The sequence below is a fragment of the Bifidobacterium subtile genome, from assembly GCF_000741775.1.
Taxonomy (GTDB): Bacteria; Actinomycetota; Actinomycetes; order Actinomycetales; family Bifidobacteriaceae; genus Bifidobacterium; species Bifidobacterium subtile.
In genome coordinates this window covers 396,610-411,057 of sequence record NZ_JGZR01000003.1, presented here as the reverse complement: position 1 = coordinate 411,057, position 14,448 = coordinate 396,610, and the positions used below count along the sequence as shown (strand labels likewise).

At 56.7% G+C, this 14,448-nt stretch carries 14 protein-coding genes and 2 tRNA genes; 11 read left to right on the top strand and 5 right to left on the bottom strand.

Annotated features, from left to right (window positions below; all coding sequences use genetic code 11):
- A partial coding sequence (locus BISU_RS03540; RefSeq protein WP_034532929.1) for a helix-turn-helix domain-containing protein occupies nucleotides 1-320 on the bottom strand: 320 nt, incomplete at its 3' end.
- 286 nt (nucleotides 321-606) lie between these two features.
- Between BISU_RS03540 and BISU_RS03535 the strand changes: the two genes are divergently transcribed.
- From BISU_RS03535 to BISU_RS03490, 10 genes are all read left to right on the top strand, one after another.
- Entirely contained in the window at nucleotides 607-1,482 is an 876-nt protein-coding gene (locus BISU_RS03535; RefSeq protein WP_024462589.1) for a dimethylarginine dimethylaminohydrolase family protein, read from the top strand.
- Nucleotides 1,483-1,615: 133 nt separating this feature from the next.
- Nucleotides 1,616-2,632, top strand: coding sequence for an ABC transporter substrate-binding protein (locus tag BISU_RS03530; RefSeq protein WP_051245925.1), 1,017 nt, complete (start codon nucleotides 1,616-1,618; stop codon nucleotides 2,630-2,632).
- 87 nt (nucleotides 2,633-2,719) lie between these two features.
- Nucleotides 2,720-3,478: an ABC transporter permease gene (locus BISU_RS03525; RefSeq protein WP_024462591.1), complete on the top strand. Its 759-nt coding sequence runs from the start codon at nucleotides 2,720-2,722 to the stop codon at nucleotides 3,476-3,478.
- A gap of 18 nt (nucleotides 3,479-3,496) precedes the next feature.
- Nucleotides 3,497-4,285 (top strand): ABC transporter ATP-binding protein, encoded by a 789-nt coding sequence (locus BISU_RS03520; protein ID WP_024462592.1) that lies wholly within the window; start codon nucleotides 3,497-3,499, stop codon nucleotides 4,283-4,285.
- A 69-nt stretch (nucleotides 4,286-4,354) separates the two neighbouring features.
- Nucleotides 4,355-5,236 (top strand): LysR family transcriptional regulator, encoded by an 882-nt coding sequence (locus BISU_RS03515; RefSeq protein ID WP_024462593.1) that lies wholly within the window; start codon nucleotides 4,355-4,357, stop codon nucleotides 5,234-5,236.
- 39 nt (nucleotides 5,237-5,275) lie between these two features.
- The gene (locus BISU_RS03510) at nucleotides 5,276-6,268 is read left to right on the top strand and encodes a dimethylarginine dimethylaminohydrolase family protein (RefSeq protein ID WP_024462594.1); all 993 of its coding nucleotides are present in this window, start codon (nucleotides 5,276-5,278) and stop codon (nucleotides 6,266-6,268) included.
- A gap of 74 nt (nucleotides 6,269-6,342) precedes the next feature.
- On the top strand, nucleotides 6,343-6,669 hold the full coding sequence (locus tag BISU_RS03505; RefSeq protein ID WP_024462595.1) for a P-II family nitrogen regulator: 327 nt from the start codon (nucleotides 6,343-6,345) through the stop codon (nucleotides 6,667-6,669).
- A gap of 7 nt (nucleotides 6,670-6,676) precedes the next feature.
- Complete coding sequence (locus BISU_RS03500) at nucleotides 6,677-7,057, top strand: P-II family nitrogen regulator (protein ID WP_024462596.1); 381 nt, start codon at nucleotides 6,677-6,679, stop codon at nucleotides 7,055-7,057.
- 212 nt (nucleotides 7,058-7,269) lie between these two features.
- Entirely contained in the window at nucleotides 7,270-9,303 is a 2,034-nt protein-coding gene (locus tag BISU_RS03495) for an amidase (RefSeq protein WP_033503249.1), read from the top strand.
- Nucleotides 9,304-9,726: 423 nt separating this feature from the next.
- Nucleotides 9,727-11,178, top strand: coding sequence for an MFS transporter (locus BISU_RS03490; RefSeq protein WP_161787757.1), 1,452 nt, complete (start codon nucleotides 9,727-9,729; stop codon nucleotides 11,176-11,178).
- A 406-nt stretch (nucleotides 11,179-11,584) separates the two neighbouring features.
- Here the strand turns inward: BISU_RS03490 and BISU_RS03485 are convergent.
- From BISU_RS03485 to BISU_RS11485, 3 genes are all read right to left on the bottom strand, one after another.
- Nucleotides 11,585-11,660: transfer RNA gene (locus BISU_RS03485), tRNA-Phe, on the bottom strand.
- A 46-nt stretch (nucleotides 11,661-11,706) separates the two neighbouring features.
- Nucleotides 11,707-11,780: transfer RNA gene (locus BISU_RS03480), tRNA-Asp, on the bottom strand.
- 185 nt (nucleotides 11,781-11,965) lie between these two features.
- Nucleotides 11,966-12,697 carry a DUF4190 domain-containing protein gene (locus tag BISU_RS11485; RefSeq protein ID WP_051921996.1) on the bottom strand — a complete coding sequence of 244 codons (732 nt, stop codon included), beginning with the start codon at nucleotides 12,695-12,697 and terminating at the stop codon, nucleotides 11,966-11,968.
- A 23-nt stretch (nucleotides 12,698-12,720) separates the two neighbouring features.
- Between BISU_RS11485 and BISU_RS03470 the strand changes: the two genes are divergently transcribed.
- Nucleotides 12,721-13,023, top strand: coding sequence for a hypothetical protein (locus tag BISU_RS03470; protein ID WP_024462601.1), 303 nt, complete (start codon nucleotides 12,721-12,723; stop codon nucleotides 13,021-13,023).
- A gap of 408 nt (nucleotides 13,024-13,431) precedes the next feature.
- Here BISU_RS03470 and galE read toward each other — a convergent pair whose 3' ends face one another.
- Nucleotides 13,432-14,442 carry a UDP-glucose 4-epimerase GalE gene (galE, locus tag BISU_RS03465; RefSeq protein ID WP_024462602.1) on the bottom strand — a complete coding sequence of 337 codons (1,011 nt, stop codon included), beginning with the start codon at nucleotides 14,440-14,442 and terminating at the stop codon, nucleotides 13,432-13,434.
- Between the last annotated feature and the right edge of the window lie 6 nt (nucleotides 14,443-14,448).

Here is a 14,448-nt window from a genome sequence, read left to right as displayed (position 1 = left end):
GCGTTTCTCCTGTTCATCAGTCCCAGTATCCCCTCGCTCCGGTAGCGGCGCATCCACTGGTACACGCTCGTCGGCGTGCAGCCCGCGTCGCGCGCCACGCGGGCGAGGGGCTCGCCGCCGAGCGCGCGTCTGGCCGCGTTCGTCTTGCATTCCAGCGTATACGAACGCCTGCACGCGCCCGTGTAACGCGGGTCCTCGCGAACCCATTTCACCAGCGCGCCCTCGGACGGGTAGCCGAGCTCGGCGACGACCTTCCTGATGGTCATGCCCTCCGTGAAATACAGGTCAACGGCCCTGCGCCGATCCTCCATCGAAAACATGCGAACTCCAATCCGGACGCCAAAACGTCCAACTTTTCGTCCGCACCCCCATTTCAGTCATTGTGCTGTGAAATATGATATTTTGCAAGCAATGTGATTCCGTAGATACCAAAGAATTGGTTCATTGATTTGTTACCATTTATGCTTTTCGATATGTCACTAGTGTAAATATTTCATACATTTTATTTGATTATAGTCGTTATAAAGTAGACATATGATACACGTTTTCTGAATTGATACCTTGTAGTCAATCGTTCAATACGACGATTACAACAAGGAGAATTCTATGATTTCGAGAACATATGGTGCGCAGAGCATGGTGGGGAAATTGAAAAGGGCGCTCGTCCATCGACCGGGTATCGAATTCAGCGATGAAGGAAACTATCGTTCGTTCGGCTTCACCGGTCCTGTTCCTGATCTTTCACAGGCTCAAGATGAACATGACGCATTCACTCAGTGTCTTAAAGAGTTCGGAGTGCAGGTTGATTATGTTGAGAATGTCGAGACGAAATTCACAGGAAGCACTTATGTGACGGATTGCGGCATCGTGACTGACAACGGCATTGTCGTTTCTCGCATGGGCAAACCCCAGCGAATCGGCGAAGAGAAGGCTGTAGTGAAAAAGCTCACTGAAATTGATGTGCCTATTTACTATACGATTCAGGCACCAGGCACAGTCGAGGGCGGGGGAGAAACCATCTGGCTGGATCATGATACTCTGCTTGTGGGCCGAACTTTCCGCACCAATAATGAAGCTTATCGCCAGCTTAAGCATTTGCTGAGCAACGTCGATGTCATTCAATTCCAACTTCCCTACTATCAGGGACCTGGTACAGTGCTCCATCTCGGCTCCGTGATGAGCATGATTGATGAACATCTGTGCGTTGGATACTTGCCCCTGATGCCCATTGAGATGTATGAGCTGCTTCACGAGCGAGACATCGAGATTATTCCTATCGACGATGACGAATTCGGCAATTCTGCGAGCAATATCCTCGCGGTCGAACCAGACAAAGTCGTGATGGTAGCAGGAAACCCAAACACACAATCCGCTTTGGAACAGCGCGGCGTGGAGGTCAAGACCTTCGAGGCGCATTGGACCGGGCGCGACCGTCATGCAGGACCGACCTGTATGACAATGTCCGTCTTGAGGGAGTACTGAGGGGAAGCGGGCACCCCATTCGAAATCCAAACGGGTGCTTAACGGCTGCGAAGAGCGATTTATGGAAACAGCACGTAACAGCACGTAATACATCCATGAAAAAATGCATTAACGTTCAGTAGAAAGAAACATCATGTTTGCAGGCAAACGAATACAGAAAACTCTTGCTGTACTCACAGCGCTCGCGATGGCGGTCACCATCGGCGCATGCGGGTCTTCTAACGATTCCAAGGAATCAAACAGTGCTGCCGACACCACTGTTAACATCGCCTTCCCCACATGGTCCGGCTATGGTCCGTTGTATATAGCCAAGGAGAAGGGGTATTTCGCTGAGCAACATCTCAACGTCAACATGAAAATAGTCGAAGGCCTGGCCGAGCGAAAACAGGCGCTCGCGGGAGGCTCTCTCGATGCATTGGCCACTGCGGCCGATGTGATTGTGAATCTTGCGGCGAATGACATTCCGATGAAGACCACCTGGGTGCTCGACATCTCCAACGGCTCGGATGGCATTGTGTACAATAAGTCGATCAAGTCTCTCAAGGATCTGAAAGGTAAGCAGATCGCTGTAGAAGAGGGAACGACAGACCACTTTTTCCTGCTTAAGGTACTTCAGCAAAACGGCATAGCGGAGTCGGATGTCAAGCTGGTCAATATGACAACAGGCGATGCTGGCACGGCTTTCGTCGGCGGCAAGGTTCCTGCTGCTGTGACCTATGAACCGTACTTGTCGCAGGCCGCTGCAGCCGGTGGCAAAACCTATACGACCAAGGACGATCCGGTTCCTCTGCTTGACGTAGTGGCTTTCACTGATGGTTTTGCATCCAAGCATCCAGCTGCGGTGAAGGGTTTCAGCAAGGCGCTTGCCGAGGCAGCACAATATGCCAAGGACAATCCAAAGGACGCCGATAAGATTATGGCCAATGGGCTCCAAATGGATGTCGCTGATGTGGAATCGACGTTAAAGGTCTTGAAGATATTTGGTACTGAGGAGAATATCAAGCAGTTCGGCAAAGAGGGATCTCATGGGGAGCTTCGCTCCACGATGGATGAGTATTCACAGTTCTATGCCAGTCACAAGATCACACCCAAAACAATCAATCCAGACGATGTGATTGACGCAACACCAGTGCGGGCATTGCAGCAGTAAAACTCAGCCGAAGCCAATTCTCGAGAAAAGGGAGGGCAATGGATGACGACGTTGAGCATGTTTCGTTGTCATCCATTGCAACGGACTATGAAAATACTGAAGAAATACCATCTGGCGGGATTTATTACGTTTCTCGTCTTGCTTGTTCTGTGGAGTATCATCTCTTACGGCGGCATGGTGAACAGGCAGTTCCTGCCCACGCCCAGCGAGGTCGTGACTAGCTTCATCGGTCTGATTACCTCCGGATCGTATTTTGCGGATATCGCAATCAGCGTTCAGCGGGTGCTTATTGGTTTCGTCATATCCGTGGTTGTTGCGGTTCCCGTGGGCATGCTGATGGGAACGGTGCCGACGGCGAGGATATTCATTGAGCCTTTTGTCAGTTTTATGCGTTATTTGCCGGCCGCCGCATTCGTCCCCGTATTCATACTGTTCCTTGGCATCGGCGAATCCGCGAAGATTGCCGTGATTATCATCGGTTGTATCTTCTATCTCACTGTGATGGTAATGGATGTGGCGAAGCAAGTTGATTTGGCGCTTATTGAGGTTTCTCAGACTATGGGTGCTTCGTCTTGGCAGATGTTCAGAAAAGTAATTTTCCCTGCTTCGTTCCCCGGTATAGTGGATGCCATGCGCACGACCTTCGGTGCTGCCTGGACCTATTTGGTGGTCGCGGAGATAACGGGGGCGTCACAGGGCCTCGGTTTTCTCATCATGCGCTCGGCGCGATTCCTACGGGCGGGCGATATGTATCTGGGCATCGTCACTATCGGAGTTCTTGGCCTACTGTTCGACGGACTGTTTGGTCTTTTCCAAAGAATCAAGTTCTCGTACTTGAGAAGGTGAAACACAGCGGTGGGAAAAATGACGAAAACAAATCAAAGTGAACTGGTGGTAAAGGACGTCGTCAAGCAGTTTCAGACAAAATCCGGGCTCGTCACGGCGTTGTCGGAGACCTCATGCACTATCAACGGCGGCGAGTTCATCACGCTGCTGGGCCCTTCAGGCTGCGGGAAATCGACGCTGTTGAGAATCATTGGCGGACTTGAGACCATCACCCAAGGCAGCGTCACGTTTGACGGCGTTCCGACGACGGGGCCGAGCCGGGAACGAGGGATGGTGTTCCAAAGCTACACCTTGTTCCCCTGGCTGACGGTCGAGGAGAACATCACCTTCGGTCTGGACTTGGAGAGCAAAGGGTCGAGCAAGGAACGCAAGGAGGTTGCGCATCGCTACCTCGATCTGATCGGGCTGAGCGATTTCGCGAAGAAGTATCCCACTCAGCTTTCCGGTGGCATGAAGCAGCGCGTCGCCATCGCGCGAGCGCTTGCGGCCGAGCCCAAAATGCTGCTGATGGATGAGCCTTTCGGCGCGCTTGACGCGCAGACGCGACTGCTGATGCAGGAGATGCTGCTCAAGATCTGGGAGGGAACGAACAAGACCATCGTCTTCGTGACGCATGATGTCGATGAGGCCATCTTCCTGGGAGACAGAGTGTTTGTCATGTCATCCCGCCCGGGCAGGGTCAAGCGCATTCAGCCGGTGCCGTTCCCCAGGCCTCGGCAATACGAGCTGAAACGCACGCAGGAGTTCGTCGATCTTTCCATATCGCTGACCGACGAGCTGCGCGAGGAAAGCAGCAAGATGTTCTGACGGTTTGCAGACCGTTCCGAATTTCGTCAGCAAATTTAACACCCTATAGTCGCGTGAAGGAGGTGTCATATGGAGTTGCGCAATTGCCTGGCGTTCCTGTACAGCGCCAGATTCGAAAGCATGTCGAGGGCCGCGGAGTACCTGCACGTGTCTCAGCCGGCGGTGTCTTCGCAAATTCATGCTCTTGAAGATGAATTGGGAGTGAGCCTGTTCACCCGTTCTGGCAAAAGCATCATGCTTTCCCCGGCCGGAGAGTACTTGCTTCCGTATATGGAAGATGTGATTGATACGTTAGCATCATTTCGAGATGCCGCAAATCGTTGTGGTCACGGTGATAGGCCGGTGGTGCGCATTGCCGCTTACGACACCTATTGTACGAATGATCTGCAACCAATTGTTCAGGAATTCATAAGAATCCATCCCAAGGCCACGCCGCGCGTGTATTCCAAAGATTCCAATGCAGTATTCGAAGGCATTGTGAAGAAAGATTTCGATGTCGGCGTCATTTCGGGACAGATGCAGGACGTGGATGGCATATGTCAGACGGTTATACGCAATGATTCGATTATTATCGTTGCTTCGGCCCAGTGCGTCAAACAATACACGAAGACCCAACTGATGTGTGATTTGCCGGTGATTCACTATCTCGCTGATAATGGGTACGCCGTGCACCTCGATACATGTCTTCGCCAGTCGGCGATTCAGAGCGAACGGAGTATTTTCTTCAGCGGCCTAGATTCAGTCAAGAAAGCTGTGTTGCACAATATCGGCATTGCCGCACTCAGTGAGGACCTGATTCGTAGAGAGCTGCGAGAGGGTAAACTTGTGCCTCTTGATGTGGGCGCGCCGATGAGCCGAATAAAAACAACAATTGTTTTTCGTGCCGAGCAAAAGAATGACTCACTGATTTCGTCATTCGTGGAGCTGACGAAAAACGCTATGAGTTATTAAATGTACATGTTTTACATAGTTCAATAATAAGGAGCAACAGTGGCTTTACTACACGAGTTTTTCGACGCGGACAACGTGGAAGATTCCTATGACGCCGCAATTGAAGAGGAGGTGTGGGGCGGCGGCTTCGGTGCGTCCGACTATGTCTCGCCGGTCGATTCGATCCTGGTGCACTCGCCAGGTCATGAGGTTGAGTTGCTTGCCCATGCCCGTTACGACGAAGCCGTGGGAACTTTGGTGCTTAAGGACAGCAAGGGCAGGGCGCGGAGCTATTTCCAAGGACGGGAACTCCCCGATTTCGAACTCATGCGCAGCCAGCATGCGGCATTGGTACAGCTGCTAAGCGACAACGGCATCGCAGTGCATGACTATACGGTCGACCCGCAGATATGGGGCAACCGGCTGTTTACGCGCGATCCGGCGCTCATCACGCCTCACGGCGCGATTCTGTGCCGCATGTCCGGGTTCTTTAGGCAGGGCGAGACTTGTATTATCGAGAAGACATTTGCGGATTTGCATATTCCCATCGTCGGAGCGATCCAAGGCAGGGGTTTCATCGAAGGGGGCAGTTTTTCGATCATCAATCCCCATACGGCGGTCATCGGGCGTTCGGTGCGCAACAACGACGAAGGCATCGAGCAGCTGCGGTGGCTGCTTGCCTTGCAAGGTCTTGAGCTGCTCGTGGTCGATGTCCCAGCCGACAAGATTCACTTGGATGAGATGTTCCTCATGCTCTCGTACGACAAGGCGCTTGTCGACACGCGCATCATCCCGCACTGGTTCCTGCGCAAGCTGCGCGATATGGGCATCGAGGCAATCGAAGTCGACCCCGAAGACCCGCCGCTGACCAACAACTGCATCGCCATCGCCCCCGGCAAGATCATCTTCCCGGCTTCCGGAGTCAGGACGATGGACATTCTGGAACGTCGCGGACTGCAGATTCTGCCGGTGGACGTTTCGGAACTCAACAAGATGGGCGGCAGCATCCATTGCCTGACGCTGCCCCTGCACCGCAAGGCGCGCGTGGCCTGAGCGGTCGCGCTGTGCGGTGATCCCGTTTTTATCAAGCGCAAATCATCAACCGTAAACCGACAAGGAGAACACTCATGAAAATGATCGAAGCGATACTGCGACCCAACAAGATCGAGCAGACGCTTGAGTCGCTGCAATCCAGCGGTTTCTATGCCGCTACCAGAATCTCAGTGCTTGGGCGTGGCAAGCAGCTAGGGCTGAAAATGGGCGACGTGTACTACGACGAAATTCCCAAGGACGTGCTCATGATGGTGGTCGAAGATAATCAGGTGCAGCCGGTCATCGCCATCATCGAGAAGGAAAATCGTACGAGTGGCGAAGGATTGTTCGGCGATGGCAAAATATTCGTCAAGCCGGTCGAGCAATCCATCACTATCAGCTCCGGGCAGCAGGGATTGTGAGGACACGATGAAAGAGATTCTCGCGTTTATACGCCCCGACCGCTACACCCAGACCAAAGAGGAGCTGCTCTCTCGCGGATTCCACGCGATGACAACGAAGATTGTGACAGGCCGGGGGCAATGTCATCCGGTGCTCGGAGCTCGCATCTCGCCGCTTGATGCCTTCAAAGCCCCGGACCAGTATGAAATGCTGTCGAAGAAGATGATTGCAATCGTCGCTACCGATGATCGCGTCGATACGCTGATTGACGCCTTCGTCACGGTGAATTCCCGGGGCAATCAGGGCGACGGAAAGATTTTCGTGCTGCCGGTCGATCAGTCCATACGCATCAGCACGCTCGAAACGGGGGCGCAGTCGATCAGTGACGATGATGTGGTGGCATCGTGATCTGATTGCGTGATGACGGCAGATGGCCGCGAGCAACAGATGGCGTTGGACAGGCGGCGGGAAGTGCGTTGACGGGGCAGTGCGTTAGCAGAGCGGTGCGTTGACAGGGCATGACAGGGCGTTGACAGAGCGTTGCCAAACTCAGGCGTTGACTAGCCAGACATTGCACAAGTCATAAGCATAGAGCAATACGTAATGGAAGGAACGGCATGATGGCGGTTGCCGAAGATTCGGAAGATATCGATGTCACTGAATTGTCGCTGCGTGATATCGAAGAGCTGCTGCGCAGCGGGCGCACCACGTCGACGGAACTCGCGATAGCCTATCTCAACCGGGTGCTGTATTACGATGTCAATGGCATTCGTCTCAATTCCATGCCGCTAATCGCTGGTGATGCCATCCGCCAAGCCATGCGGCTGGACGGCTTGCGGGCGCGCGGCACGGTGCTCGGCCCCCTGCATGGCGTGCCGTACACCGTCAAGGATAGCTACATGGCCAAGGGAATGACTATGGCTGCAGGCTCGCCCGCGTTTAGCAATATGGTCGCGCAGGAAGACAGTTTCGCTGTGCAGACGCTGCGGTCCGCCGGGGCGATCCTCATCGGCAGAACCAATATGCCGCCGCTGGCAGCCGGAGGCATGCAGCGCGGAGTGTACGGCCGCGCGGAAAGCCCATATAGCGCCGATTATCTGGCGGCAGCGTGGGATTCCGGCTCCTCGAATGGCTCGGCGGTGTCCACCGCAGCCAGTTTCGCCGCATTCGGCATGGGGGAGGAGACGGTGTCGTCCGGCAGATCGCCCGCCTCCAATAACGCGGTGGTGGCCTACACGCCCTCGCGCGGCGTGATTTCGATGCGCGGTAACTGGGTGCTGCACGCGACCAAGGACGTCGTGGTGCCGCATACCAGAACGGTTGACGACCTGCTTCGCCTACTGCAAACTCTTGCCGTGGATGACCCGGATACGCGCGGCGATATGTGGCGACGGCAGCAGTTCGTGCCGCTTGACGACGCGCGAAAAATCCACGAGCGCGGGTTTGCGGATATCGTGGATGCCGCCCGAGCAGGTGCGCTCGCGGGGCTGCGCATCGGCGTGGTGCTCGAATATACGGGCCGGACAGCGGGCGCGATGCCGGGCGTGTACACCAGGCCGAGCATCAATCGCCTGCTGGATCAGGCGATAGCTGATTTGCGGTCGGCCGGCGCGCAGGTGCGCTGGACGGGCTTCCCGGTGCGCGACTACTACGAAAGCGCTCCTCGCACGTTGCGCGCGTTCGCCGATCAAGGCCTGATCCCGCACGATTGGATGGAGCACGAATGGCTGCAGCTCAATGCTTCTGCGCTTGAAGAGTTTCTTTCCGGATTCGCGCATATCGGCCCGCGCAGCCTGCTCGATGTGGATGCCGACGACGTGTTCCCCAATCCGCTCAATTCCGTCGATTACCGGACGAAACGGCGCTATGGCTTCTATCAGGATGCACAAAAGTATATCCGCTCGGGCCGGTTGCTTCATTCTTTGAACACCCCGGAGCTAGAGCAGGGGCTGCGCGGCCTCGAAGCGATACGGCGCACGCACGTGGAGGAATGGATGCGGGCCGAACAACTCGACGTGCTGATATTCCCGGCGAACGGGAATATCGGACGTGCCGATGCGGATGTCGACGAGGCGCATAACGTCGAGGCGTGCCAGGATGGCTGCGGATTCTCCAACGGCAACCGCATGATCAGGCATTTGGGAATTCCCACGGTCAACGTGCCGATGGGCATCATGGATGACACGCATATGCCGGTCAATCTGACATTCGCCGGGCCGTCCGGCAGCGACCCGCTGCTGCTGGCCGCCGCGTACGAATACGAGCAGCGCACCGGCTTGCGCAGACGGCCGCCGCGCGCTCCGACGCTGGAACGGCATGCACGCATCGCTTTCGATTCTGGCATTGAGAGCGGGCCCAGGCCACTGGTGGAAGGCCGCATTCACGCCCGGATTGCGGCAGGAAAACTGGAATATGAAGTGCGGCTCGCCAAGCCGGAATCCGGGTATGCCTGTCGGGTATTCGTCAATGGCGTGCTTGCCGACCAGTGGAATGCGGGCGAGCAATGGCGCGGCGGGATGCCGACGGCTCGGCTGGTTGGAGCCGACGCGGTAGGCATCACGGCGGTGTTCACCGGTGTGGGAGGCGGCGTCGGCGGCGATGTCGTGGTGCTGACGAATGGCGTCGTCGGCAGCGCAGCAGGGTCGTTGCTGTGATGGGCGTCATTCGTGCGATTGAAACGTGATGCGAGTGACGGGCTGCATGAACGGCACGAATAACACAAACAGCACAATGCTGGCTGCGCGGATTCGATACGAACGGCACGCGGCCTGACGGCATGGTATTCGTTTTGATTATCGGTGCGTATAGGGCTGCGTGGCGGCAGGGTCCGGCTGTAAATGGTGCGGGCTAATGTTGTATCGGGTAGCGGATGCGTCGTGCGGGTTATGCGCGTGGCTTTGCTGGCCGCTCGGCTGTCATTTGGCTGACTGAAGATTGGAATGACGTGACGGTGCGGGAGGTGCGACCTTCGCAGATGCGAACGGAAGCACAGCCTCTGCACTAGGGGAAACGAACAGGTATTGCAAAGCATGCGTATTGCCACAACAAATCGCGAGGTTCCGGAGCCGCCGTCGGATATGACGACGGATGATAGCAACGTCAATGTCAGCGTTAGCAATGGTGCTGTCGGCACTGCCAGCACAGTCAACATTGGCAACAGCACCGCCAGCACGAGCACCGTCAACGGCAGCATTGTCGACAGCGGCGCTGCTGGCAACGGCAACGGTAGCAACCCCAGCCGGGGCAAGGGCGTTTCCCGGCGTCAGGCCTATGCGATGTGGGGCCTGGGCATGGCTGGCTATGTGTTCGCGATAACGTGTCGTTCCTCGTTCGCGGCGTCGGGCATCGTCGCAGCGCAGCATTTCGGTGTCAGCAGCGCGGCGCTGTCGTCCTTCGTCTACTTGCAGCTGCTGGTGTACGCCGCCATGCAGATTCCCGCCGGCATCCTGCTGGACTCCTACGGCGCGAAACGGCTGATTGGCGCGGGATGCCTGCTCATGTCGGTGGGGCAGTGCCTGGTCGCGCTGAGCCCGAGCATCCCATTTGCCGTGCTGGGCCGAGCTTTCGTCGGCGGCGGGGATGCGCTCGTGTTCATCTCGGTCATCCGACTGGTCGCCGCGTGGTTTCCGCTGCGCCAGTTGCCGCTGATGAACCAGCTCACCGGCCAGGTAGGCGGCGTGGGCCAGCTCATATCCCTCTATCCTTTCGCGTGGCTGCTGCATCTGGCAGGCTGGGAACGTGCCTTTCTATTGGTGGCGGCTATCGGCGTGCTCATATCCGTCGGCGTGTTCATGGGCGTGCATGACACGCCGCAGTGGCGCAGCGGCAATCGCATCCAGCGGCAGGGGAGATTCGCGGCGGGATGGCGGAATCTCGTCGAGGCGCTCAAATCGACGGCGACGTGGTGCGGATTCTGGATACATGCCGTGACCTGGTTTCCCAGCAATATGCTCAATCAGCTGTGGGGACTCCCTTTTCTTATCGCCGTCGAGCACTTCTCACCCGGTCAGGCCAGCTCGTATCTGGCTGTCGGCATGGTGCTCAATGTGGTCTGGGCCATCGTGCTCGGACGCTTGGCAGGCATTCATCCGCTCTACGGCAGGGCGGTTATGGTGTATGTCTCCATGGGCTCGCAGATTCTGCTGTGGACGCTGGTGCTGTTGACTCCCGGGCCGCATCACGCCGTTCTGCTGGGATTGCTGATCGTAGCGCTGGCAAGCGGGGGACCATGCGCGAATATCGCCTTGGACTTCGCCCGTGACGGCAACAGCATCAACAGCATCGGGTCGGCCACCGGATTCGCGAATACGGGCGGTTTCGTATCTTCGGCGATCGTGCTGCTGGGCGTCGGCGCACTGCTCGACATGCAAGGCGCATCCGACCCGAGCGCATACACGAGCCAAGTCATGCGCGTCGCCACGCTGGTGCAGTATCCGGTGTGGATTGTCGGGCTGATAGGCTTCAGCGTGACGCTGCCAGCCGCGCTGCGCACGATACGCAAGCGGTTCGTGACCTTGCGCGAGGTGTGATGAGACTATGAATCGGGCGCGAGGTAGAGGATTGTGCGGTCCGCAGGATGCTGATGCTGATGTCAATGTGTCCCTGCAGTCACTTGCAGGGACACATTGACATCCTTGTGAAGAATTGTGGCGGGACTCGTCTACTCGTGTTTGTTTCGAATATGTGCATAATGCCAGACGATGGGATCGAGAATTAAAAGCAATATCCCGATGATCACCTGCATCGGGGAACTTTGCACGATGCCTATAATCAATAAAATAAGGGCGGCCAGCACCTGGCAGACAAGAAGTACAACGCTTAGCAACTTGTTACGACTCCTCATGTTCGACAATATTGTACCGGATATTCGAAATCGCCGGTGCAATGCTGCGAAACCTCCCAGCCCAATGTTTCCGAGGACTGAGGGATTTCATGTGGTGGCTCCGAGCGGCATCGATCCGCTGACCTAGCGATTTTCAGTCGCTCGCTCTACCAACTGAGCTACAGAGCCATGAATAATCAAAAACCCGGCAGAACCGGGTTTTCAACCATCCCAGCGACCCCGGCCGGACTTGAACCGGTGACCTCCGCCGTGACAGGGCGGCGCTCTAACCAACTGAGCTACGGGGCCGTGGCTTACTCTTTCAAGCAGCCGAGTAGCTATATTACTCAGATATCAATCCCGCGCAAGTAGCGGTGTGTCTTCGCGTGTCACACCTGTGTAACCATCGTGATAACACACCATAAAGCCCGGCATTGCAACGATGAGAGGAGTTGGGAAAGCCGGTGACGACACGGAGTTCTGGCCGCCGCCTCCTATTGCAAATCGCGCAGATCGACCGTATTCCACACAATGCCGTGCGGCGAGCTATTGTTCCATGCGATGTCGCGTGTGTCGCCATAGGGGCCGCCGATATCCTCATCGTCTTGATCGTCGTCACAGCCGTAGTCCCCGGGAGAACATGAGCTGTCGCCGTTGGAATCGTAATAGCTATCAAGATTGTCGATATTGTTGAATGCCGTGATGATGCCGATCAGCATGAATATCGACGCGACCGTGCCTACTGCGCCGATGACGATGCCTGCAATCGACATTCCCTTGCTTCTTTCCCCGCTTCTGTTGATCTGCACGAGGGCGATGATGGAGAGCACCAGACCTGCCGGGGCGAAGACGAACGACAGCACGAATCCGGCGATGCACAACGCGTTCCAAGGCTGCTCGATAGGCGGGTAATAGCCGCCTTGCGGTGGATATGGCTGCCTAGGGTCATAGGCCTGCTGCGGGGGAGTCTGCATGTACGGCGCATAGCCGCCATTGCGTTGGCCGCTGCCCTGTTCCGGCTGGGCGTAGGGGCCTTGCGGCGGATATGGGGTTTGCCCCGTGTATGAAGTCTGCGGATATGGGGTCTGCGCATAGTCGCCCTGCTGGGGCCCCGGCTGCTGCCCCATCTGGGGCGCAGCGTTGGAGTTCGAGGGACTGGTGTTCGCCTGGTTGAAATCGGGACCATAAGGCTGCTGGGGCGTTGGAGTTGGGTTGTAACCGGTCATGGCTTCGAGTCTACGCGCCACGTATGAAACGCGCAGAACTGGCTGAGTTCTGTTTGCAAGCTCTTCTTGTCTGGGCGGGAGTCTGCCATGCGGTTGCGGACGGCTTGCAGAGCCTGATTATCGCTTGCATATTGCGTTATTCGCCCGTGTGCTTGGCTCCGGTCCTCTTCGCGAATTTACTAAGCGGATTTCAAGAAATCGAACTGCCGCACAGTCCTCGCTATCTGTGCGTCGGCGCCCAGAATCCGTGGTATTGCGCCAAAGTGTCGAATGCTGAAAACGTCGTCTACTTTGCGAAGTGCCTAATAGACGAAAAAAGTGCTTAATAGACGACATTCAGTGGACGGCGATGACGGATTGCCGCATTCATGTACTGCGTAGATGTTTATTAAGCACTTTTTTCATCTATTAAGCACATGGAGAAAGTATGAGCCAGCTTCGCTTTTGTGAGATCGCTGCAATTTCGCCAGCTTGCATCAGTTGGCTATGCGATGGAAAGCCCCGCTTGGGCGACTCTGCCCGTCGATGTGCTTAATAGATTTATTCGTGGTTGTTGCGGGCGGGTACCTGTCCGAGCAAAGCGGTTGTTGCGGGTGATGAAGTAGCCTTGTCATTATGTGCATGCGCGGATAGCTGAATGTAGTACTAACAATGGTGGCCCTACGCAGTTCGCCTGTGTAGGGCCACCATCCTAGTTTCTAGCCGCGAAGGCCAGTCAAAGCGCTCGCGGAAACTCAGCCCTCCTGCGACCAGTGCTCCACGTCGATGTGGTGCCCCGGGTTGGCCTGCCATGCGTCCCATGCGGACTGCACAATGTCGTGCACGCCGTACTGCGCATGCCAGCCCATCTCCTCGTTGATGCGCTTGGGCGAGCCGATCAGATGCGGCGGGTCGCCGGCGCGGCGCGGCTTGATGGCCTCCTTGAATGGCAGGCCGGTGACATTGCGCAGTTCGTCGACGATCTGGCGTACCGATGTTCCTTCGCCGGTGCCGACGTTGAAGGCGTCGTACTTGCGCTCGTCGCGGTCAAGATAGTGCAGCGCGGCGATATGCGCGTCGGCCAGGTCGGCGACGTGGATGTAGTCGCGCACGCATGTGCCGTCCTCGGTGGGGTAGTCGTCGCCGAAGATGGCCGGCGCCTTGCCTTGGCTGAGCTTGTCGAGCAGCATCGGGATGAGGTTCAGAATCGCGGGATCCTCAAGCTCGACCGGGCCGCAGCCGGCGACGTTGAAGTAGCGCAGTGCGCAGAAGCGGATGCCGTAGCGCTCCTCGCATGCGCGGGCCATCCATTCGCCGAAGAGCTTGGTCTGCCCATACGGGTTGATCGGCAGCATCGGCACTACATCCTCGGGCACCACGTCGACCGGCGGAACGCCGTAGGTCGCGGCCGAAGAGGAGAACACGAGCTTCTTCACATCCGCGTCGACCATGCCGGTGAGCACGTTGAGCATGCCGTTCAGATTCTGCTGGTAATACCACAGCGGCTTCTCCACGGACTCGCCCACCTGCTTGCGCGCGGCGAAATGGATGACCGCGTCGACTTCTTCGTCGCGCAGAATCTGTGCGAGGCGCTCGCCGGCTCCTGGAGCTGCGATATCCATGCCGTACAAGCGTGCGCCCTCGATGCGTGTCGGCTTGCCGTAACTCAAGTCGTCAACTACGACGACTTTCTGCCCCGCCTCATGGAGCGCGTGAACGACGTGCGCGCCGATGTAGCCGCACCCGCCGGTAACGAGAACTGTCATGTCTGA

What these genes read in the sequence shown, in the direction of transcription:
- BISU_RS03500 (WP_024462596.1), top strand. Translation starts at nt 6,677, where the DNA reads ATGAAAGAGATTCTCGCGTTTATACGCCCCGACCGCTACACCCAGACC.
- BISU_RS03470 (WP_024462601.1), top strand. Translation starts at nt 12,721, where the DNA reads ATGAAACGCGCAGAACTGGCTGAGTTCTGTTTGCAAGCTCTTCTTGTC.
- BISU_RS03535 (WP_024462589.1), top strand. Translation starts at nt 607, where the DNA reads ATGATTTCGAGAACATATGGTGCGCAGAGCATGGTGGGGAAATTGAAA.
- BISU_RS03520 (WP_024462592.1), top strand. Translation starts at nt 3,497, where the DNA reads ATGACGAAAACAAATCAAAGTGAACTGGTGGTAAAGGACGTCGTCAAG.
- BISU_RS03515 (WP_024462593.1), top strand. Translation starts at nt 4,355, where the DNA reads ATGGAGTTGCGCAATTGCCTGGCGTTCCTGTACAGCGCCAGATTCGAA.
- BISU_RS03505 (WP_024462595.1), top strand. Translation starts at nt 6,343, where the DNA reads ATGAAAATGATCGAAGCGATACTGCGACCCAACAAGATCGAGCAGACG.
- BISU_RS11485 (WP_051921996.1), bottom strand. Translation starts at nt 12,697, where the DNA reads ATGACCGGTTACAACCCAACTCCAACGCCCCAGCAGCCTTATGGTCCC.
- BISU_RS03525 (WP_024462591.1), top strand. Translation starts at nt 2,720, where the DNA reads ATGAAAATACTGAAGAAATACCATCTGGCGGGATTTATTACGTTTCTC.
- galE (WP_024462602.1), bottom strand. Translation starts at nt 14,442, where the DNA reads ATGACAGTTCTCGTTACCGGCGGGTGCGGCTACATCGGCGCGCACGTC.
- BISU_RS03495 (WP_033503249.1), top strand. Translation starts at nt 7,270, where the DNA reads ATGGCGGTTGCCGAAGATTCGGAAGATATCGATGTCACTGAATTGTCG.
- BISU_RS03490 (WP_161787757.1), top strand. Translation starts at nt 9,727, where the DNA reads ATGACGACGGATGATAGCAACGTCAATGTCAGCGTTAGCAATGGTGCT.
- BISU_RS03530 (WP_051245925.1), top strand. Translation starts at nt 1,616, where the DNA reads ATGTTTGCAGGCAAACGAATACAGAAAACTCTTGCTGTACTCACAGCG.